18 protein-coding genes are annotated in these 19,113 nt (G+C 67.0%); 4 read left to right on the plus strand and 14 right to left on the minus strand.

What is annotated here, in order from left to right; all coding sequences use genetic code 11:
* Positions 1–8 precede the first annotated feature (8 nt).
* Complete coding sequence (locus IPF36_RS19410; RefSeq protein WP_135704954.1) at positions 9–902, minus strand: alpha/beta fold hydrolase; 894 nt, start codon at positions 900–902, stop codon at positions 9–11.
* 159 nt (positions 903–1,061) lie between these two features.
* On the opposite strand from IPF36_RS19410, the gene IPF36_RS19415 reads away from it, so the two are divergent.
* A complete protein-coding gene (locus IPF36_RS19415; protein ID WP_135704953.1) occupies positions 1,062–2,801 on the plus strand; it encodes an acyl-CoA synthetase in 1,740 nt (579 codons plus the stop codon).
* On the opposite strand, the gene IPF36_RS19420 is transcribed toward IPF36_RS19415, so the two are convergent.
* Positions 2,798–3,652, minus strand: a complete 855-nt coding sequence (locus tag IPF36_RS19420) for a ferritin-like domain-containing protein (RefSeq protein WP_135704952.1) — start codon at positions 3,650–3,652, stop codon at positions 2,798–2,800. The two genes, IPF36_RS19415 and IPF36_RS19420, sit on opposite strands and share 4 nt — an antisense overlap.
* A gap of 147 nt (positions 3,653–3,799) precedes the next feature.
* Here IPF36_RS19420 and IPF36_RS19425 point away from each other — a divergent pair, with 147 nt between their 5' ends.
* The 3 genes from IPF36_RS19425 to IPF36_RS19435 all read left to right on the plus strand — a co-directional run bounded on the left by IPF36_RS19425 (position 3,800) and on the right by IPF36_RS19435 (position 5,944).
* Positions 3,800–4,324, plus strand: a complete 525-nt coding sequence (locus IPF36_RS19425) for a gamma carbonic anhydrase family protein (protein WP_135704951.1) — start codon at positions 3,800–3,802, stop codon at positions 4,322–4,324.
* 42 nt (positions 4,325–4,366) lie between these two features.
* Entirely contained in the window at positions 4,367–5,374 is a 1,008-nt protein-coding gene (locus IPF36_RS19430) for an Hsp33 family molecular chaperone HslO (protein ID WP_133097516.1), read from the plus strand.
* Between the two features lie 138 nt (positions 5,375–5,512).
* Positions 5,513–5,944, plus strand: a complete 432-nt coding sequence (locus tag IPF36_RS19435; RefSeq protein WP_135704950.1) for a hypothetical protein — start codon at positions 5,513–5,515, stop codon at positions 5,942–5,944.
* A gap of 37 nt (positions 5,945–5,981) precedes the next feature.
* Here the strand turns inward: IPF36_RS19435 and ftsB are convergent, their stop codons facing one another.
* The 12 genes from ftsB to edd form a co-directional block, all read right to left on the minus strand.
* Complete coding sequence (gene ftsB, locus IPF36_RS19440; RefSeq protein WP_029046895.1) at positions 5,982–6,323, minus strand: cell division protein FtsB; 342 nt, start codon at positions 6,321–6,323, stop codon at positions 5,982–5,984.
* 183 nt (positions 6,324–6,506) lie between these two features.
* Positions 6,507–7,796, minus strand: a complete 1,290-nt coding sequence (gene eno, locus IPF36_RS19445; RefSeq protein ID WP_133097518.1) for a phosphopyruvate hydratase — start codon at positions 7,794–7,796, stop codon at positions 6,507–6,509.
* An 88-nt stretch (positions 7,797–7,884) separates the two neighbouring features.
* Complete coding sequence (locus IPF36_RS19450; RefSeq protein ID WP_133097519.1) at positions 7,885–8,178, minus strand: DUF1330 domain-containing protein; 294 nt, start codon at positions 8,176–8,178, stop codon at positions 7,885–7,887.
* Between the two features lie 82 nt (positions 8,179–8,260).
* Positions 8,261–9,130, minus strand: a complete 870-nt coding sequence (gene kdsA, locus IPF36_RS19455) for a 3-deoxy-8-phosphooctulonate synthase (protein ID WP_135704949.1) — start codon at positions 9,128–9,130, stop codon at positions 8,261–8,263.
* 27 nt (positions 9,131–9,157) lie between these two features.
* Entirely contained in the window at positions 9,158–10,810 is a 1,653-nt protein-coding gene (locus tag IPF36_RS19460; protein WP_135704948.1) for a CTP synthase, read from the minus strand.
* Positions 10,811–10,983: 173 nt separating this feature from the next.
* Complete coding sequence (locus IPF36_RS19465) at positions 10,984–11,790, minus strand: alpha/beta fold hydrolase (protein WP_133097522.1); 807 nt, start codon at positions 11,788–11,790, stop codon at positions 10,984–10,986.
* An 11-nt stretch (positions 11,791–11,801) separates the two neighbouring features.
* Positions 11,802–12,623 (minus strand): peptidase, encoded by an 822-nt coding sequence (locus IPF36_RS19470; protein WP_133097523.1) that lies wholly within the window; start codon positions 12,621–12,623, stop codon positions 11,802–11,804.
* 130 nt (positions 12,624–12,753) lie between these two features.
* A complete protein-coding gene (locus IPF36_RS19475) occupies positions 12,754–13,599 on the minus strand; it encodes a transglutaminase family protein (RefSeq protein ID WP_195429609.1) in 846 nt (281 codons plus the stop codon).
* Between the two features lie 56 nt (positions 13,600–13,655).
* Complete coding sequence (locus IPF36_RS19480) at positions 13,656–14,609, minus strand: alpha-E domain-containing protein (protein WP_133097525.1); 954 nt, start codon at positions 14,607–14,609, stop codon at positions 13,656–13,658.
* A gap of 79 nt (positions 14,610–14,688) precedes the next feature.
* Positions 14,689–16,164 carry a circularly permuted type 2 ATP-grasp protein gene (locus tag IPF36_RS19485; protein WP_133097526.1) on the minus strand — a complete coding sequence of 492 codons (1,476 nt, stop codon included), beginning with the start codon at positions 16,162–16,164 and terminating at the stop codon, positions 14,689–14,691.
* A gap of 322 nt (positions 16,165–16,486) precedes the next feature.
* Positions 16,487–16,972 carry a gluconokinase gene (locus IPF36_RS19490; RefSeq protein WP_195429611.1) on the minus strand — a complete coding sequence of 162 codons (486 nt, stop codon included), beginning with the start codon at positions 16,970–16,972 and terminating at the stop codon, positions 16,487–16,489.
* A gap of 54 nt (positions 16,973–17,026) precedes the next feature.
* The gene (gene edd / locus IPF36_RS19495) at positions 17,027–18,922 is read right to left on the minus strand and encodes a phosphogluconate dehydratase (protein WP_135704945.1); all 1,896 of its coding nucleotides are present in this window, start codon (positions 18,920–18,922) and stop codon (positions 17,027–17,029) included.
* Positions 18,923–19,113: the final 191 nt, after the last annotated feature.

Consider the following 19,113-nt stretch of genomic DNA (forward strand, 5'->3'; position numbering starts at 1 on the left):
CGCCGTCCCTAGCGGCAGAACGACTCGACCAGCTCGGCCACCGCGGCCGGCTGGTCATGGTGCAGCATGTGGCCGGCGTCATCGATCACGGCCTCGCGGAAATCGCGGAAGGCGCGGAAGCGCTCCTTGAACTCGTCGATGCCCTGCTTGTGGGCGATATGGCGCAGCGTCTCCGAATCGCGCGCCTCGACATGCAACACCGGCGCGCTGACCTGCTCCCAGATCGCCATCACTTCATCGAGCCGGTACAGCAACGGATTGACCAGCTTGTGCGCCGGGTCGCCCAGGATTTCCCAGCGGCCGTCGGCATTGCGGCGCGACCAGTGCGCGGCCAGGAACGCGGCGCGGTCGTCGGGCAGGCGCGGGTTGGTCTTCTGCAGGCGCGCGGCGACGCCGTCGACACTGTCGTAGGTCTTCAGCTCGGCGCCAATGCGCAACTCGTCCAGCCAGCGCGCGTAGCGTTTGGGGGCATGCGCCGGCCGTGTCGCCGTCATGCCGAAGCCTTCCAGGTCCACCACGCGGCGCACGCGTTCGGGGCGGATGCCGGCATACAGGCAGATCACGTTGGCGCCCATGCTGTGGCCGAGCAGGTCCACCTGCCCTTCCGGCTGGTAGTGGTCGAGCAGCGCCTCCATGTCGGCGATGTAGTCCGGGAACCAGTACGACTGCGTGCCGGGATAGCGCGAAGGCCAGTCGGTCTCGCCAAACCCGCGCCAGTCGGGAGCGATCACGTGCCAGTCGCCGCGCAGGTGGTCGACCAGGAACTGGAACGAGGCGGCCACATCCATCCAGCCATGCAGCATGAACAGCTTGCGCGCGCCGGGCGTACCCCAGTGGCGCACGTGGTAGCGCAGCCCGCGCAACGTGATAAATTCAGACCGCGAGGTTTCCTTGATTGTCATTGTCTCCACCCTGGCGTCGGGTCTTCCTGCCGCGGGGGCTGGCGAAGGGAAGCCTCGACAAAATAGAACGATCGTTCGCTTGTTGGCATTATAGCGGCCAGCGCCATTTGCAGCTTGCCGCGCAGGGCGAACGGACAGCAGACCTTCAGGAGACCTTGGATGGCCGCAGCTGCCTTGCCGGCAAGCCGGCGCGACGACTACCGCGCGCTGTACGAATCCTTCCGCTGGGAAATCCCCCCGAACTTCAACATTGCCGAAGCCTGCTGCGGCCGCTGGGCGCGCGATCCGGCAACCATGGACCGCATCGCCGTCTATACCGAGCACGAAGACGGCCGGCGCAACGCGCATACCTTCTCCTACATCCAGGCCGAAGCCAACCGGCTCTCGGCGGCGCTGCGCGACCTGGGCGTGGCGCGCGGCGACCGGGTGGCGATCGTGATGCCGCAGCGGATCGAGACCGTGATCGCCCACATGGCGATCTATCAGCTGGGCGCGATCGCGATGCCGCTGTCGATGCTGTTCGGGCCCGAGGCGCTGGCCTACCGCATCGCGCACAGCGAAGCCAGCGTGGCGATTGCCGACGAAACCTCGATCGACAACGTGCTCGCCGCGCGCCCGGAATGCCCGGCGCTGGCCACCGTGATCGCCGCCGGCGATGCGCATGGCCGCGGCGACCATGACTGGGACGTTCTGCTGGCCGCGCAGCTGCCCACCTTCACCGCCGAAGAGACCAAGGCCGGCGAGGCCGCCGTGCTGATCTACACCAGCGGCACCACCGGCCCGCCCAAGGGCGCGCTGATCCCGCACCGCGCGCTGGTCGGCAACCTGACCGGCTTTGTCTGCTCGCAGAACTGGTATCCGCAGGACGCCGACGTGTTCTGGAGCCCGGCCGACTGGGCCTGGACCGGCGGGCTGTGGGATGCGCTGATGCCGGCGCTGTACTTCGGCAAGCCCATCGTCGGCTACCAGGGCCGCTTCTCCGCCGAGCGCGCCTTCGAGCTGCTCGAGCGCTACGCCGTCACCAACACCTTCCTGTTCCCCACCGCGCTCAAGCAGATGATGAAGGCCTGCCCCGAGCCGCGGCAGCGCTACGACATCAGGTTGCGCGCCTTGATGAGCGCCGGCGAAGCGGTTGGCGAGACCGTGTTCGGCTGGTGCCGCGACGCCCTTGGCGTGATCGTCAACGAGATGTTCGGCCAGACCGAGATCAACTACATCGTCGGCAACTGCACCGCGCAGAACGACGACGAGCGCCTGGGCTGGCCGGCGCGGCCCGGCTCGATGGGACGCCCCTACCCCGGCCATCGCGTGCAGGTGATCGACGAAGAAGGCCGCCCCTGCGCGCCGGGCGAGGACGGCGAAGTTGCGGTCTGCGCCACCGATAGCGCCGGGCATCCGGACCCGGTGTTCTTCCTCGGCTACTGGAAGAACGAGGCGGCGACCGCGGGCAAGTACGTCGAGCGCGACGGCCTGCGCTGGTGCCGCACCGGCGACCTCGCGCGCATCGATGCCGACGGCTACCTGTGGTACCAGGGCCGTGCCGACGATGTGTTCAAATCCTCGGGCTACCGCATCGGGCCGAGCGAGATCGAGAACTGCCTGCTCAGGCATCCGGCGGTGTCCAACTGCGCCGTGGTGCCCTCGCCCGATCCCGAGCGCGGCGCGGTGGTCAAGGCCTTCGTGGTGCTGACGCCGGCGGTGGCGCGCTCATTCGACGCCGACGCGGCGCTGGTGGCGGAACTGCAGGCGCATGTGCGCGGGCAGCTGGCGCCGTACGAGTATCCGAAGGCGATCGAGTTTATCGACCAGTTGCCGATGACGACCACCGGGAAGATACAGCGGCGGGTGCTGCGCTTACTGGAGGAAGAGCGGGCGGCGCAGCGCCGGCAGTCGGCCTAGCCAGCCGACGCTTCCAGCCAGGCCAGCTCATCCTCATCAAACCCGGCCGCGCGCCGAGCATCGAGGTTGAATGGCCCGCGCAGCTTCGGCGCACGGTACTGCTCGGCCAGTCGCGCATAGGTAGCAACCGGCTCCAGCTTGCGCTGCGCGCACAGCCAGCGGTACCAGTGGTTGCCGATCGCAACATGGCCGACCTCGTCGCGCAGGATGATATCGATGATCGCCGCGGCGGCATGATCCCCGGCGCCGGCCAGCCTGGCGCGCACCGGCGGCGAGGCATCGAGCCCGCGCGCTTCCAGCGTGCGCGGCACCAGCGCCATGCGCGCCAGCACGTCGCCGGCGGTCTTGTCGGTCATCTCCCACAGGCTGTTGTGCGCGGGAAAATCGCCGTAGGCCGCACCCAGTGTGCCCAGATGCCCGGCCAGCAGCGTGAAATGCAGCGCCTCTTCGTCGGCCACGCGCAACCAGTCGCGGTAGTAGGCCGGCGGCATGCCGGAGAAGCGCCACACCGCATCCAGCGCGAGGTTGATAGCGTTGAATTCGATATGGCACAGCGCGTGGATCATCGCCGCGCGGCCGGCGGGCGTATGCAGCGAGCGGCGCCGTTCGACGCCCTGCGGCGCCACCAGTACCGGCCGTGCCGGACGTCCCGGGATGGTATGGCCCGCGCCGGCATCGATCGCCTCGTCCGCATGCAGCGCCGCATCGGACAGCGCCATGGCATCGCGGTACAACGCGCGCGCGGCGCCGGCCTTTTCGCGCGGATCGGTCATGCACAGCACCGCCAGCGCGCGATGGCGCGGCGAAAGTGACGGATCAGGCAAAGCGGCGGCGGGAGTTTTTTCTGGCATGAGCGTAAAATCCGGACTGCCGCCATTGTAGGGCCTCGCCGGCACCCACCCTTGTGCCTGGCCATGCAGTTCCCCACAGACCCGCTGACTCTTTAAAGTCCGGCGGCAACCCCCACTTCAACAAAAGCCTTTCGTGCAGGAGACCTCATGGCGCTTTACCAGCTCGGCGACGTCAAGCCCAATATCGACAGCGAAGCCTACGTGGCCCCGGAAGCCACCGTCATCGGCAACGTGACCCTCAAGTCCCGCGCCAGCGCCTGGCCCGGTGTCGTGATCCGCGGCGACAACGAGCCGATCATGGTGGGGCATGACACCAATATCCAGGAGGGCGCGGTGCTGCACACCGACCCGGGCTGCCCGCTGACCCTGGGCGACAAGGTTTCGATCGGCCACCAGGCCATGCTGCATGGCTGCACTGTCGGCGAAGGCTCGCTGATCGGCATCCAGGCCGTGGTGCTGAACCGTGCCGTGATCGGCAAGGAATGCCTGGTGGGCGCGGGCGCCGTGGTCACCGAGGGCAAGGTCTTCCCGGACCGCTCGCTGATCCTGGGCGCGCCGGCCAAGGTGGTGCGGCAGCTGACGGATGAGGACGTCGCCAACCTCTATCGCAACGCCGAAACCTACGCCTCGCGGCAGGCCATGTACAAGCAACAGCTCAAGCGGATCGGCTGAACGCAGCCGCGACCGCGTCCATCGCATTACTCGACAGACAACGTGACTCAGACTACCCCCACCACCCCCGACACCCTGCAGAAGTTCCTGTTCGACGCCGCCCCGGTGCGCGGCGAACTGGTGCGCATGGAAGCCACCTGGCAGGAAGTGCTGGGCCGCCACCGCTACCCCACGCCGGTGCGCCGGCTGCTGGGCGAGATGATGGCCGCCGCGGCACTGCTGTCAGCCAACCTGAAGTTCAACGGCGCGCTGGTGATGCAGCTGCACGGCGACGGCCCGGTGCGGATGCTGGTGGTGGAATGCCTGTCCGACCTGTCGATGCGGGCCACCGCCAAGCTGGCCGAGGGCGCCGAGATTGCCGACGACGCCACGCTGGCCGACCTGGTCCATGCGCACGGCCACGGCCGCTTTGCCATCACGCTCGACCCCAAGGACAAGCTGCCGGGACAGCAGCCGTACCAGGGCATCGTGCCGCTGGCGGACGAGCACGGTCCGCTGCCGTCGATCAGTGCGGTGCTGGAGCACTACATGAAGGCCTCCGAGCAGCTCGACACGCGCCTGTGGCTGGCCGCCGACGATCGCGTGGCCGCCGGCATGCTGCTGCAGAAGCTGCCCTCCTACGGCGGCACCGCCGACGTAGGCGAAACCGGCGCGCCGCTGGCCAGCCATGCCAGGGCCCAGGACCTGGATACCTGGGATCGCGCGGTGCAGCTGGGCTCCACGCTCAAGGCCGAGGAACTGCTGGCCGAATCGCCCGAGACGCTGCTGCGCCGCCTGTTCTGGGAAGACCTGCAGGACGCCGGCCTGCGCGTGTTTGAGCCGATGACGCCGCATTTCCATTGCTCGTGCTCGCGGCCCAAGGTGGCGGGCATGCTGCAGTCGCTGGGGCGTGAAGAGATCGAGGGCATCATCGCCGAGCGCGGCAACGTGGAGATCCATTGCGATTTCTGCGGCCAGCGCTATGAATTTGACCCGGTCGACTGCGCCCAGCTGTTCTCGGCCACGCACATCGCCACCGGCGCCGGGGCCGGCGCGCACCAGCACCACTGAGGCGGCATTCCTCGGCTCGGCCCGTGGCGGGAGCGGCAGGGAGCGGCAGGGAGCGGCGAAATGGAAACATCCGGCGCGCCGCCCGGTCCAACGGCTGTACGATCGCTATACCCGCGAGCCGTGAGCCTGAGGACCGTCATGAACGCCGAAGCCTCCCTCCCGTTACCAGAATCCGGCGCCACGACAGCGGCCGCCACGCGCGGCTGCTTGCGTGGCGCTTTTGTTTTGGCCGCGGCAGTCGCCCTGCTGCTGGCCACCGGCTGCGCGCAGATCCCGCGCGACGCCAACGGCTCGCCCCCGACGGCGCGGCTCGCCCCGAATGCCATGCCGCCCGCCCGGCTGACGCCCGAAGCACGGCAAAAGCTCGATGCCCTGAACCAGGAGGTGCTGCGCGAGCAGGCCGACGCCATCGCGCGGCAGCAACAGGCCGAGGCCTATGCGCGTGCGGCATATGCCTATCCCAATACCAGCTGGAACCTGTTTTACGGAGGATGGGGGGGCGGCCACTGGGGTGGCGGCGTCAGCGTGGGAATGCCCGGCTACTGGGGCGGCTATCCGTACTGGTGGTGACGGCCACGGTGCCGCCGGGCAGGAAGCAGAACGTTGATCAGTGTCCGCCGCGCCCGGCGACGGAGTTCGCCGGCGGCGGCAGCGGCGGCGTGGCGCTGACCTTGGGAGCCGGTGCCACGAACTGCACGAACACCTCGCCTTCCCTCACCATGCCCAGCTCATAGCGCGCACGTTCCTCGATCGCGCCGGTGCCGTCCTGCAGGTCGGCAACTTCCCCTTCCAGCTTGGCATTGCGCAGCTTGAGCGTCTGGTTGCGGGTACCTTGCTCGGTCAGCTGGCGGTTCAGGTCCCAGACGCGCAGCCAGCCACCCTTGCCCAGCCAGAGCGGATACTGGACCGCGAGCAGCAGCACGAACAACAGCAGCGAAATCAGACGCATGAAAGGTTGCGGACGAGAAATTCCGCACAATGATCTGCGAAGTCGGCCCGGAAGGCAATTGCCAGGCAGATTTCGATACAAAAACGGCGGTGGCCGGATGTTATCCGTGCCACCGCCTTTTCACAGCCATCACGTCATGCCGCACTAACGCACTAATGCGCTAACGGGCACGACGGGCAAGGTTCAGCGCAGGTTGTAGAACGCGCCCTTGCCCGGGTAGCTGGCGATATCGCCGAGGTCTTCCTCGATGCGCAGCAGCTGATTGTACTTGGCCATGCGGTCCGAGCGCGACAGCGAGCCGGTCTTGATCTGGCCGGCGTTGGTGCCCACGGCGATGTCGGCAATGGTGCTGTCTTCGGTTTCGCCCGAGCGGTGCGAGATCACGGCGGTATAGCCGGCGCGCTTGGCCATCTCGATGGCGGCGAAGGTTTCGGTCAGGGTGCCGATCTGGTTGATCTTGATCAGGATCGAGTTGCCGATGCCCTTCTCGATGCCTTCCTTCAGGATCTTGGTGTTGGTGACGAACAGGTCGTCTCCCACCAGCTGCACGCGCTTGCCCAGCTTGTCGGTCAGCGTCTTCCAGCCGTCCCAGTCGCCTTCGGCCATGCCGTCCTCGATCGACACGATCGGGAACTTGTCGCACAGGTTGGCCAGGTAGTCGGCGAACTGGGTCGAGGTCAGCTTCAGGCCTTCGCCTTCCAGCTGGTACACGCCTTCGCCTTCGTGGTAGAACTCGCTGGCGGCGCAGTCCAGCGCCAGCAGCACGTCTTCACCGGCGCGGTAGCCGGCCTTCTCGATGGCTTGCACGATGGTGTTCAGGCATTCCTCGTTGGACGAGAAGTTCGGCGCGAAGCCGCCCTCGTCGCCCACCGCGGTGGACATGCCCTTGTCGGCCAGGATCTTCTTCAGCGCGTGGAAGATTTCGGCGCCGCAACGCAGCGCTTCGCGGAAGCTGGTCTGCGACACCGGCATGACCATGAATTCCTGGATGTCCAGGCTGTTGTTGGCGTGCGCGCCGCCGTTGACGATGTTCATCATCGGCACCGGCAGTTGCATCGCGCCCGAGCCGCCGAAGTAGCGGTACAGCGGCAGGCCGGCTTCTTCAGCGGCGGCCTTGGCCACGGCCATCGACACCGCCAGCATGGCGTTGGCGCCCAGGCGGCCCTTGTTCTCGGTGCCGTCGAGGTCGATCAGGGTGCGGTCCAGGAAGGCCTGCTCGGAGGCGTCCAGGCCCATGATGGCTTCGGAGATTTCGGTGTTGATGTGCTCGACGGCCTTCAGCACGCCCTTGCCCAGGTAGCGCGACTTGTCGCCGTCACGCAGTTCGATGGCTTCGCGCGAACCGGTCGATGCGCCCGACGGCACCGCGGCGCGGCCCATCACGCCCGATTCCAGCAGCACGTCGCATTCGACGGTGGGGTTGCCGCGCGAGTCGAGAACCTCGCGACCGATGATATCTACGATTGCACTCATGAATTCCTCTCTGACTGTTGATTCTTGCTGCTGCTGATTACTTCAACCTGTGCCTGTGTCAGGCGCGTGTCAAACGGCCCGACAACCCTCAGGCAGCGCCTTCCACCACGATCATGTTCATCTTTGCCGCATGCTCGCGCGCCTTGCGGGCCGCGCGATAGGCTTCGCCGTCGTGGAACGACTTGGCGGCTTCATAGCTGGGGAATTTCAGCACCACGACGCGGCTCGGCGCCCACTCGCCTTCCAGCGGCTCGGTCTTGCCGCCGCGTACCAGCACCTCGGCGCCATGGATCTGCATGGCCTTGCTCGACAGCACTTTGTATTCTTCGTACTGCTGGGGGTCGGTCACGTCGACGTAGGCGATGATATAGCCCGCGGCCATGGAGAATCTCCCGATTTTTTGTATTGTCTTTCGATATGGTTTGTCACCACCGGCATTGCGGTGGTGACAAGACCGGGCCTGCTCAGGCGCAGGCCGGCCAGCCGAAGTTGTCTTCCAGGAAACCGGCGCGCTTGACCAGCGTGTCCAGTTCCTTGAGTACGGCCAGCAGTTCCTTCATGCGCGACAGCGGCACCGCGTTGGGGCCGTCGGACATCGCCTTGCTCGGATCCGGGTGCGTTTCCATGAACAGGCCCGCCACGCCGGTGGCGACGGCGGCGCGCGACAGCACCGGCACGAACTCGCGCTGGCCGCCGGAGCTGGTGCCCTGGCCGCCCGGCAGCTGCACCGAGTGGGTGGCGTCGAACACCACCGGGGCACCGGTCTCGCGCATGATCGCCAGCGAGCGCATGTCGGACACGAGGTTGTTGTAGCCGAACGAGACGCCGCGTTCGCAGGCCATGAAGACGTCATCCGGCAGGCCGGCTTCGCGCGCGGCGTCGCGGGCCTTGTCGATCACGTTCTTCATGTCGCCCGGCGCCAGGAACTGGCCCTTCTTGATGTTCACCGGCTTGCCGCTCTGGGCGCAGGCACGGATGAAATCGGTCTGGCGGCACAGGAAGGCCGGGGTCTGCAGCACGTCGACCACGGCGGCGACGGGCTTGATCTCGTCGATCTCGTGGATGTCGGTCAGCACCGGCACGCCGACTTCGCGCTTGACGGTCGCCAGGATCTCCAGGCCCTTCTCCATCCCCAGGCCGCGGAACGATTTGCCGGAAGAACGGTTGGCCTTGTCGAACGACGACTTGTAGATGAACGGGATGCCCAGTTCAGCGGTGATGGCCTTGAGCTCGCCGGCGGTATCCAGCGCCATCTGCTCGGACTCGATCACGCACGGACCGGCGATCAGGAAGAACGGCTTGTCGAGGCCGACCTCGAATCCACAGAGTTTCATGACAGACTCCTCTCTTGCCGCCTGGCCTCAGGCGCCCTTGCGCTGCTGGCTGGCAAGCGCGGCTTCGACGTAGGCCTTGAACAGCGGATGGCCGTCACGCGGCGTCGAGGTGAATTCCGGGTGGAACTGCACGCCGACGAACCACGGGTGCATCGACTCCGGCAGCTCCATCATTTCCGGCAGGTTCTCGGTCGGGGTACGGGCCGAGATCACCATGCCGGCGTTTTCCAGCGTCGGCACGTAATGGTTGTTGACCTCGTAGCGGTGACGGTGGCGCTCGTTGACCTCGGCGCCGTAGATGGCGTTGGCCTTGGTGCCTTCCTTGACCGGCACGCGCTGCGCGCCCAGGCGCATGGTGCCGCCCAGATCGGAATCGGCCGAGCGCTGCTCGACCTTGCCTTCGCGGTCGACCCACTCGGTGATCAGCGCGACCACCGGGTGTTCGGTTTCAAGGTTGAATTCGGTCGAGTTGGCGTCGGCCATATTGGCCACGTGGCGGGCAAACTCGATCACGGCCAGCTGCATGCCGAGGCAGATGCCCAGGTACGGCACCTTGTTCTCGCGGGCGTACTGGATCGCGCGGATCTTGCCTTCCGTGCCGCGCTTGCCGAAGCCGCCCGGCACCAGGATGGCGTCGAGCGGGGCCAGCACTTCGAGGTGGCCCGATTCCAGTTCCTCGGAATCGATGTACTCGATGTTGACGCGCGTGGCGGTGTGCATGCCGGCGTGGCGCAGCGCCTCGATCAGCGACTTGTACGACTCGGTCAGGTCGACGTACTTGCCGACCATGCCGATGGTGATTTCGTGCTCGGGATGTTCCTGGGCGTTGACCAGCTTCTGCCACATCGACAGGTCGGCCGGGCGCGGGTCCAGGCGCAGTTCCTCGCAGATCAGGCGGTCGAGGCCCTGCTCGTTGAGCATCTGCGGAATCTTGTAGATGCTGTCCGCATCCCACACCGAGATCACGGCGTCTTGCGGGATATTGGCGAACAGCGAAATCTTGGCGCGCTCGTCGTCCGGGATCGGGCGGTCGGCGCGGCACAGCAGCGCGGTCGGCGAAATGCCGATTTCACGCAGTTTCTGCACCGAGTGCTGGGTCGGCTTGGTCTTCAGCTCGCCGGCGCTGGCAATGAACGGCACCAGCGTCAGGTGCACGAAGGCAGCGTGGTTGCGTCCCATGCGCAGGCTCATCTGGCGCGCGGCTTCCAGGAACGGCAGCGATTCGATGTCACCCACGGTACCGCCGATTTCCACCAGCGCCACGTCGGCCTTGCCGTCGTGCGAGGCAGCGGCGCCCTTCTCGATGAAGGCCTGGATCTCGTTGGTGATATGCGGAATCACCTGCACGGTCTTGCCGAGGTATTCGCCGCGGCGCTCCTTGCGGATCACCGATTCGTAGATCTGGCCGGTGGTGAAGTTGTTCGACTTGCGCATCTTGGCCGAGACGAAACGCTCGTAGTGGCCGAGATCGAGGTCGGTTTCCGCACCGTCTTCCGTGACAAACACCTCGCCATGCTGGAAGGGGCTCATCGTGCCGGGATCGACGTTGATGTAGGGATCTAGCTTGAGGAGGGTGACTTTGAGGCCGCGCGACTCAAGAATGGCCGCGAGCGAGGCAGCAGCGATGCCCTTGCCGAGAGAAGAGACGACGCCACCGGTGACGAAGACGAATTTGGTCATAAACCGAGCTTGCCGGGGAAATCGGGATTATACATGAGAGCCCGGTCCGCGCCGACCCGGAAATTGTGACAGCCCCGCCCGCCAATCGCCTGGCGGGCGGGGCTCTATGGGGATCTTCCGGGCCGCGCGGCAGGCTGCGCCGCATGCGCCGCTTGAAAATGATCAACGAAGGATCAGCGCCCGTCGCGGCGCATCGCTCCGATCAGGTCGCGCACCAGTTGCGCCGTTTCCTGCGGCCGCTCCATCGGGTATAAATGGCCGCCCTCGATAAAGCGCAGGTTTTCGCCCACGAGCTTGCGGGTCGCGGCAAGGCCGCACTGGCGCACCTCGCGCGAGCGCGTACCGGCGACAAAGCCGACCGGCACCGGCGCGCCCCGCCTGAGCTTGCGCCCCAGGCTGGTAGGCAGCGTGCGGTAGATCCAGTACTCGACCTCGCGGTCGAAGCGCAGGCGCCGCTCGTTGCCCTTGCCGGTCGGCTCGGTGCCATGGAGCGCATAGTCGCGCAGCACCTCCTGGTCCCACACGGCAAAATTCGGCTTGCCGCGGAAGTGCTGCCACACGGCCTCGGCATCGGGCCAGTGCGTGCGCCGGTTCTTCGTCACCGCCGCCGGGCCAGGCTTTTCGTCGATGCCGAGCACCTGCGCCGTCTTCAGCAGCGAGGCGCGCCAGCCGGCAATGATCGGCGAGTCCAGCATCACCACGCCGCGCACCCATTCGGGCCGGCGCAGCGCCGCCATCATCGACAGGAAGCCGCCCAGCGAATGGCCCACCAGCCAGACCGGCTCGCGGTACTGGCGCCCCACTTCCTCGAGCAGTTCTTCCACCAGATGCGGCCAGCCACGCGTGACCGGAAACTGGGGCCGGTGGCCGTAACGGTCCACGGCGCGGAACTCGAACTCGCCGTCCAGTTCGCCGAACAGCTTGCGGTACGTCGTGACCGGAAAGCCGTTGGCATGTGAAAAATGGATGATCTCGCGCACCGCCCCGCCCCTCATTCCTGGGTGCGGGAGGGATTGCGCCTGGCGCGCACGGGCTGGCCCCAGCAGTCGCCCTCGCCGCTGCGCGCCAGCGGGAAGTCGGCCGGCAGGGCCGGGTCCCATTCGGGGTTGTGGATTTCGCCGAACACCTGGCGCAGCCGGTGGCCCCAGGTATCGCGGATCATGCGGAAATAGGCGTTGCGCTCGTCGATGTTGACGAAGCGCGTCACGCGCAGCGAATCCGCCTCGTAGACCAGCAGGTCCAGCGGCAAACCCACTGAAATATTGGACTTCAGCGTCGAATCCATCGAGATCAGCGCGCATTTCGCGCCCTCGGCCAGCGGCAGCGACGGATGCACGACGCGGTCGATGATGGGCTTGCCGTACTTGGCCTCGCCGATCTGGAAATAACAGTTTTCCGGCGTGGCTTCGACGAAGTTGCCGGCAGCATAGATGTTGAACAGCCGCACCCGCTCGCCGCGGACCTGGCCGCCGAAGATCAGGCTGACGTTGAATTCGATGCCGGCATCGCGCAGCGCATGCGCGTCGCGCTTGTGCACCTGGCGCACCGCGTCACCGACGATGGACGCGGCTTCGAACATGTCCCGCGCGTTCCACAACGAGCGCTTGTCGTCGTGGTTCTCCGCCAGGATCTGGCGCACCGACTGGCTGATGGCGAGGTTGCCCGCGGTCATCAGCACCATCACGCGGTCGCCTGGCTCTTCGAACACGGTCATCTTGCGTGCCGTCGAGATGGCGTCCACCCCGGCGTTGGTGCGGGAATCGGACAGGAATACCAGGCCGGCATCCAGCCGCATGGCTACACAGTACGTCATGGTCTTGTTCTGGTGTTCTTGTCGGACGGCCGGGAGTGGCCGGCCGGAGGGCTGCATTAACGGATTCTAGCGCCGCTGCCGTGTCTCGGTGCCGGTTCTGGAATGTGGCACCTAATTGGCGCGGCCGAAGCTAGACCGGATCGACAAGCGGCGTGATCACGACATTGACCTCGAGCGTCTCGCCGGCACCGCCCTCCAGGATGCCCCGGACCGGTGCGGCAGACTGGTAGTCGCGCCCCACGGCGAGGCGGACATGGCGCTCGTCGGTGAGGCAGCCGTGGGTGATGTCGATGCTGCACCAGATCTCGCGCTGGGGATCCAGACAAACGTCGGCCCATGCATGGCTGGCCAGTTCGGTCGCGGCGGGATCGTAGAAGTAGCCGCTCACATAGCGCGCCGGCACACCGAGCGCGCGGCATACCGCCACCATCACTTGCGCCTGATCCTGGCACACGCCGCTGCCCAGGCCGAACGCCTCGGCGGCTGAAGTCCCGACATCGGTGGTATTGGGCTTGTAGCGGACGCGTTCGCCGACGGCCTGGGCCAGCGCCAGCAACGCGGGAATTTCATGGCCCGAGGCCAGGAAAGGCGCGGCGAAGGCCTGCATCTCGCGCGGCGCCGTGGTCAGCGGCGTGCTGCCGAGGAAGTACAGCGGCGACACGCGCGATTCGCCGGCCGGCGGCGCATCGCAGAAGGCATGGTGGCCGTCGCGGTCGAGGTCGCCATGCGGAGGCAGCACTTCCACTTCGCCGCTGGCTTCGATGGCAATGGTGTCCGCCGGGCCCGCCACGGTGAAGTTGTGCACGATGTTACCGAAGCCGTCGCACGCCGCCGACGGGTTGCCCGGCGTGCTCAGCTGCCAGCTGTGCACGGTCTGCAGCGGGCCCGAGCGCGGCTCGAGCCGCAGCTCGTGCACGCTGCGGCGCACCGGCTCGGCATAGCGGTAGACAGTATGGTGGTGGATCTTGTATTTCACGGTATCAGGGCGCGGCGCGGCGGCGGCAGCACATGGTCGTTGCCGGTGCGCCCATGTCAGGCCGCCTGCAGCGGTACCAGGAAGTCCCGGCTGATGCCATTGCCGAGATCGCCGATGCGCTCCAGGAAGCTGGTCAGGTACGCATGCAGGCCGACGGCAAAGATGTCGTCGATGCGCGCGTATTTCAGGTCGGCGTGGAGTTTACCAGCCTGCCGCTCGGTCTCCGCCGACTGCTGGTTGCGCACCATGGCCAGGATCGTCACCACCTCGTCCATGCTCGACACCAGCGAGCGCGGCATGTCGGGGCGCAGCACCAGCAGTTCGGCCACGCGCTGTGGCGTGACCACCGCGCGATACACCTTGCGGTAGACCTCGAAGCCGGACACCGAGCGCAGCACCGCAGCCCAGTGGTAGAAGTCGTTCTGCTCGCGGTTGGGATCGCTGTCGTCACTGCCCGAGGCCTGGAACTTGACGTCGAGGATCCGCGCGGTATTGTCGGCGCGCTCCAGGAAGGTGCCCAGCCGCATGAAGTGAAAGGCATCGTCCTTGAGCATGGTGCCGAACTGCACGCCGCGCGCCAGGTGCGAGCGGAACTTGACCCATTCGAAGAAGCTCGACGGGTCTTCCCTGAGTACGCCGTCGGCGATCATGCGCTGCACGTCGAGCCAGGTCGTGTTGACGGTTTCCCAGACTTCGGTGGTCAGCGAGCCGCGCACCGCGCGCGCGTTCTCGCGTGCCGCGCGCAGGCAACTCATGATCGACGACACATTGGTCATGTCGCGCACCATGAAGTCGATCACGTCGTCGCGCGACAGCAGGCCGTACTTGTGGTCGAAGGCCTGCGTCAGCTCCGAGATATCGAGCATCGCCCACCAGCCCTGCTCGGCCACCTCGGCCGACTGCGGCAGCAGCGAGGTCTGGTAGTTGACGTCGAGCATCCGTGCGGTGTTTTCCGCGCGCTCGGTGTAGCGGGCCATCCAGAACAGGTGGTCGGCGGTACGGCTCAGCATGTGGGCTCTCCTGGCATGGCAGCGGCGGTGTTGATCGCGGTGTTGCTCGCGGTCTTGATCGCGTGAGGGGCTGTCGTCGTCATCGTTCGAGCACCCAGGTGTCCTTGGTGCCGCCCCCTTGCGAGGAATTGACCACCAGCGAGCCCTCGCGCAGCGCCACGCGCGTGAGCCCGCCGGGCACCATGCGCACCTCCTTGCCCGACAGCACGAACGGGCGCAGGTCGATATGGCGCGGGGCGATGCCCGACTCCACATAGGTCGGGCAGGTCGACAGCGCCAGCGTCGGCTGCGCGATGTACTGCTCGGGCCTGGCCTTGACCACCTCGCGGAAGGCATCGATCTCGGCGCGCGTCGCGGCCGGACCCACCAGCATGCCGTAGCCGCCGGCGCCGTGGGTTTCCTTGACCACCAGCTCTTGCATATGGTCGAGCACGTACTGCAGGTCGTCGGGACGCCGGCACATGTAGGTGGGTACGTTGTTGAGGATGACCTCTTCGCCGAGGTAGAAGCGGATCATGTCGGGCACGTACGGATAGATCGACTTGTCGTCCGCCACGCCGGTGCCGATCGCATTGCAGATGGTCACGTTGCCGGCACGGTAGACCGACAGCAGCCCGGCCGCGCCAAGCGCGGAATCGTGCCGGAACACCAGCGGGTCGAGGAAGTCGTCGTCGACGCGCCGGTAGATCACGTCGATGCGCTGCGGTCCCTGCGTGGTGCGCATGAACAGGTGGTCGTCCTCGACGAACAGGTCGCTGCCTTCGACCAGTTCAACGCCCATCTGCTGCGCCAGGAAGGCGTGCTCGAAGTACGCCGAGTTATACATGCCCGGAGTCAGCACCACCACCGTGGGATCGGCGATCGCCTGCGGCGATACGCCGCGCAGCATGTCGAGCAGCAGGTCGGGATAGTGCGCCACCGGCGCGACGCGGTTGCGTGCGAACAGGTCCGGGAACAGCCGCATCATCATCTTGCGGTTTTCCAGCATGTACGACACGCCGGAGGGCACGCGCAGGTTGTCTTCCAGCACGTAGAACTCGCCCTCGCCGGCACGCACCACGTCGATGCCGGCCACGTGCGCATAGATGTCGTGCGGCACGGTGACGCCGAGCATCTCGGGTCGGTACTGGGCGTTGTTGTAGATCTGATCGGGCGGGATCACGCCGGCCCGGATGATGTCCTGGCCGTGGTAGATGTCGTGGATGAACCGGTTCAGCGCAGCCACGCGCTGGCGCAGGCCTTTTTCCAGCAGCGCCCATTCGCTGGCCGGGAAGATGCGCGGGATCACGTCGAACGGGATGGTGCGCTCGGTGCCGCTGTTGGCTTCGTCCTTGTCGCCATAGACGGCAAAGGTAATGCCCACGCGCCGGAAGATCAGGTCCGCCTCGGCCCGCTTGTTGTCCATGGTGCCGCCGGACTGCCGCGCCAGCCAGTCAGCGAAATGCCGGTAATGCGGGCGTACCGCCCCGTCGGGCAATGCCTGCCCTGCCTGGATGACCGTGGGCGCCCCGTCGGCGCGCCAGTCCAGCATCTCGTCGAAAAACCGCCCTGCCATGATGGCCGTTCCTCCATGTAGTGGGCGTCGGGTGCTGCCACTGCCCCGCATCCGGCCGCCCTGGTTTGACCTGGCTGTCCTGCCACAAGCCCGCCGCGTTATTGCCTCGGGGCCCGGGAGGGTCTCCGATGGCATTGGCGCGGCGATACTGTCGAGTCACTGGCCCTTTCAGCATACCTGTACCGGCGAAAGCCGCAAGCTGGCGAATCCTGGCCGGCACGGAAAGTGAGCTAGCAAGATGTCTGCCAGCGCACGCAAAAACGGCCGCCGGCGAGGCTGGCGGCCGTCATTGCGATGGCGCGGTGGATCGCGGGCGAAAGGCTCAGCGAGCGGAAGCCTGCAGGATGGTGTCCACCAGGACTTCGGGCGACTGGCGGATATCGAGCTCCAGCGCGTCGCGCGGCGCTTCCAGCGTATCGAACTGGCTCTGCAGCAGCTCGGGATTGAAGAAGTGGTCGCTGCGGGCGGACAGGCGCCCGGCGATCAGTGCGGCATCGCCCTTCATGTGGACGAAGGTCACGCCGCCGTCTGGCGGCGTGAGCCGGTCGCGGTACGCCTGGCGCAGGGCCGAGCAAGTGAACACGTGGGTCCGGCCTTCGGCGCGCGCCGTGTCGATGGCGGCGCGCATCGCCGCCAGCCAGGGCCAGCGGTCTTCGTCGGTCAGCGGGATGCCCGCGTGCATCTTGGCCTTGTTGGCCTCGCTGTGGAATTCGTCCGCGTCATGGAAGCCGCAGCCCAGGCGCTGCGCCAGCAGCTGGCCGACCGTGGTCTTGCCGCTGCCGGAAACGCCCATCAGGATATAGATCATGTCTGCTCCGTCGGTCTTGGTATCGTCTTGCTGTCGTGAGGCAGGTGCGCAAGGCTATTGTGCGACGGTTTGCGCCGCCACGGCAGCGGCGGATGCGCCTGGCGCGGCGCCGGCATCCGCTTCGGACAGGTCGAGTGCGCTGCCCCCCTCTTCCGCGATGCGCGCATGGCGCCGGAACGAGCCAAACAGGCCGCGCCCGAGGCTGAACCGGGCAAAATCGTCGGCCGGGGCCGGCGCCGGCTCGCGCGCCGCGAACTCGCCCTCGTCGCCCAGCCATTGCAGCACGCCGGCGACCGCGTCGACGCGGATGCGGTCGCCGTCGCGCACGCGGGCCAGCGCGCCGCCGGCCAGTGCCTCAGGGCCGACGTGGATCACCGCAGGCACCTTGCCCGACGCGCCCGACATGCGCCCGTCGGTCACCAGCGCCACCTTGTGGCCGGCGTCCTGCAGCGCGCCCAGCACCGGCGTCAGGCGGTGCAGCTCGGGCATGCCGTTGGCGTTCGGCCCCTGGAAGCGGACCACGGCGACCAGGTCGCCATTCAGTTCGCCGGCATCGAACGCGGCCTGCAGCGCTTCCTGCGCATCGAAGACGCGCACCGGCGCCTCAACCACGCGATGCTCGGGCGCCACGGCCGAGACCTTGATCACACCGCGGCCCAGGTTGCCCTGCATCAGCCGCAGCCCGCCTTCGGGCGAGAACGGCGCCGCGGCGCTGGCAACGACCTGGGCGTCGCCGCTTGCCGTCGCCCCCTCGCGCCATTGCAGCACGCTATCGCGCATCACCGGCTCCTGCGTGTAGCGCGCCAGGCCCGGGCCCGCGACGGTCTGCACGTCCTCATGCAGCAGCCCGGCCTGCAGCAGCTCGCGGATAATCAGCCCGGCCCCGCCGGCGGCATGGAAGTGGTTCACGTCGGCGGAGCCGTTCGGGTACACCCGCGCCAGCAGCGGCGTGATGCGCGACAGTCGGTCGAAGTCGTCCCAGTCGATGATGATGCCGGCGGCGCGCGCCATGGCCACCAGGTGGATGGTGTGGTTGGTCGAGCCGCCTGTCGCCAGCAGGCCGACCATGGCGTTGGCCACGGCGCGCTCGTCGACGATGCGCGCCAGCGGCAGGTAGTCGCTGCCGCGCGCACTCAGCGCAATCGCGCGCTGCGCCGCCGCGGCCGTCAGCGCATCGCGCAGGCCGCTGTCCGGGTGGACGAAGGCCGCGCCGGGCAGGTGCAGGCCCATGATCTCCATCAGGAACTGGTTGCTGTTGGCGGTGCCATAGAAGGTGCAGGTGCCGGCCCCGTGGTAGGCCTGGCATTCGGCCTCGAGCAGCGCATCGCGGCCAACCTGGCCGGTGGCGTAAAGCTGGCGCACGCGCGCCTTCTCCTTGTTGGACAGGCCGGTGGCCATCGGGCCCGCCGGCACGAACACTACCGGCAGGTGGCCGAACTGCAGCGCGCCCATCAGCAGGCCCGGCACGATCTTGTCGCACACGCCCAGCATCAGCGCCGCATCGAAGGTGTTGTGCGACAACGCGATGGCCGTGCCCATGGCAATCGCATCGCGCGAGAACAGCGACAGCTCCATGCCGGCGTTGCCCTGCGTGATGCCATCGCACATCGCCGGCACGCCGCCCGCCACCTGCGCCACGGCCCCGACCGCGCGCGCGGCTTCGCGGATGACGCCGGGGTAGCGCTCATAGGGCTGGTGCGCCGACAGCATGTCGTTGTACGCGGTGACGATGCCGAGATTGGGCGCATGGTCGACGCGCAGCTTCAGCTTGTCGTTGGCTGGCAGTGCGGCGAAGCCGTGCGCCAGGTTGGCGCAGGACATGCCGCGCAGCGGTCCCAGCTCGGCTTGCGCACGCTCGCAGCGTGCAAGGTAGGCGGCACGGCTGGCGCGGCTGCGGGCAACGATGCGTTCGGTGACGGCCAACAGCTCGGCATGGACGGCAATGGGCATGGCGGAGGCGTTCCTTTTGTCGGGGCGTAGCACCAAAGCGGCGCGATCGCATGTAGATTTTCTACATTATTACCGATAGCAATGCCGCCGTCGACTGGATCATGCATCACAATGGCGCTCAATCTTGCTTGTTTTCCCACATCACGGGCAAACCCTGACAGCCAGGCGGGCACGATTTCGGGCACGATGCC

Source organism: Cupriavidus sp. IK-TO18 (assembly GCF_015549295.1).
Taxonomy (GTDB): Bacteria; Pseudomonadota; Gammaproteobacteria; order Burkholderiales; family Burkholderiaceae; genus Cupriavidus; species Cupriavidus oxalaticus_A.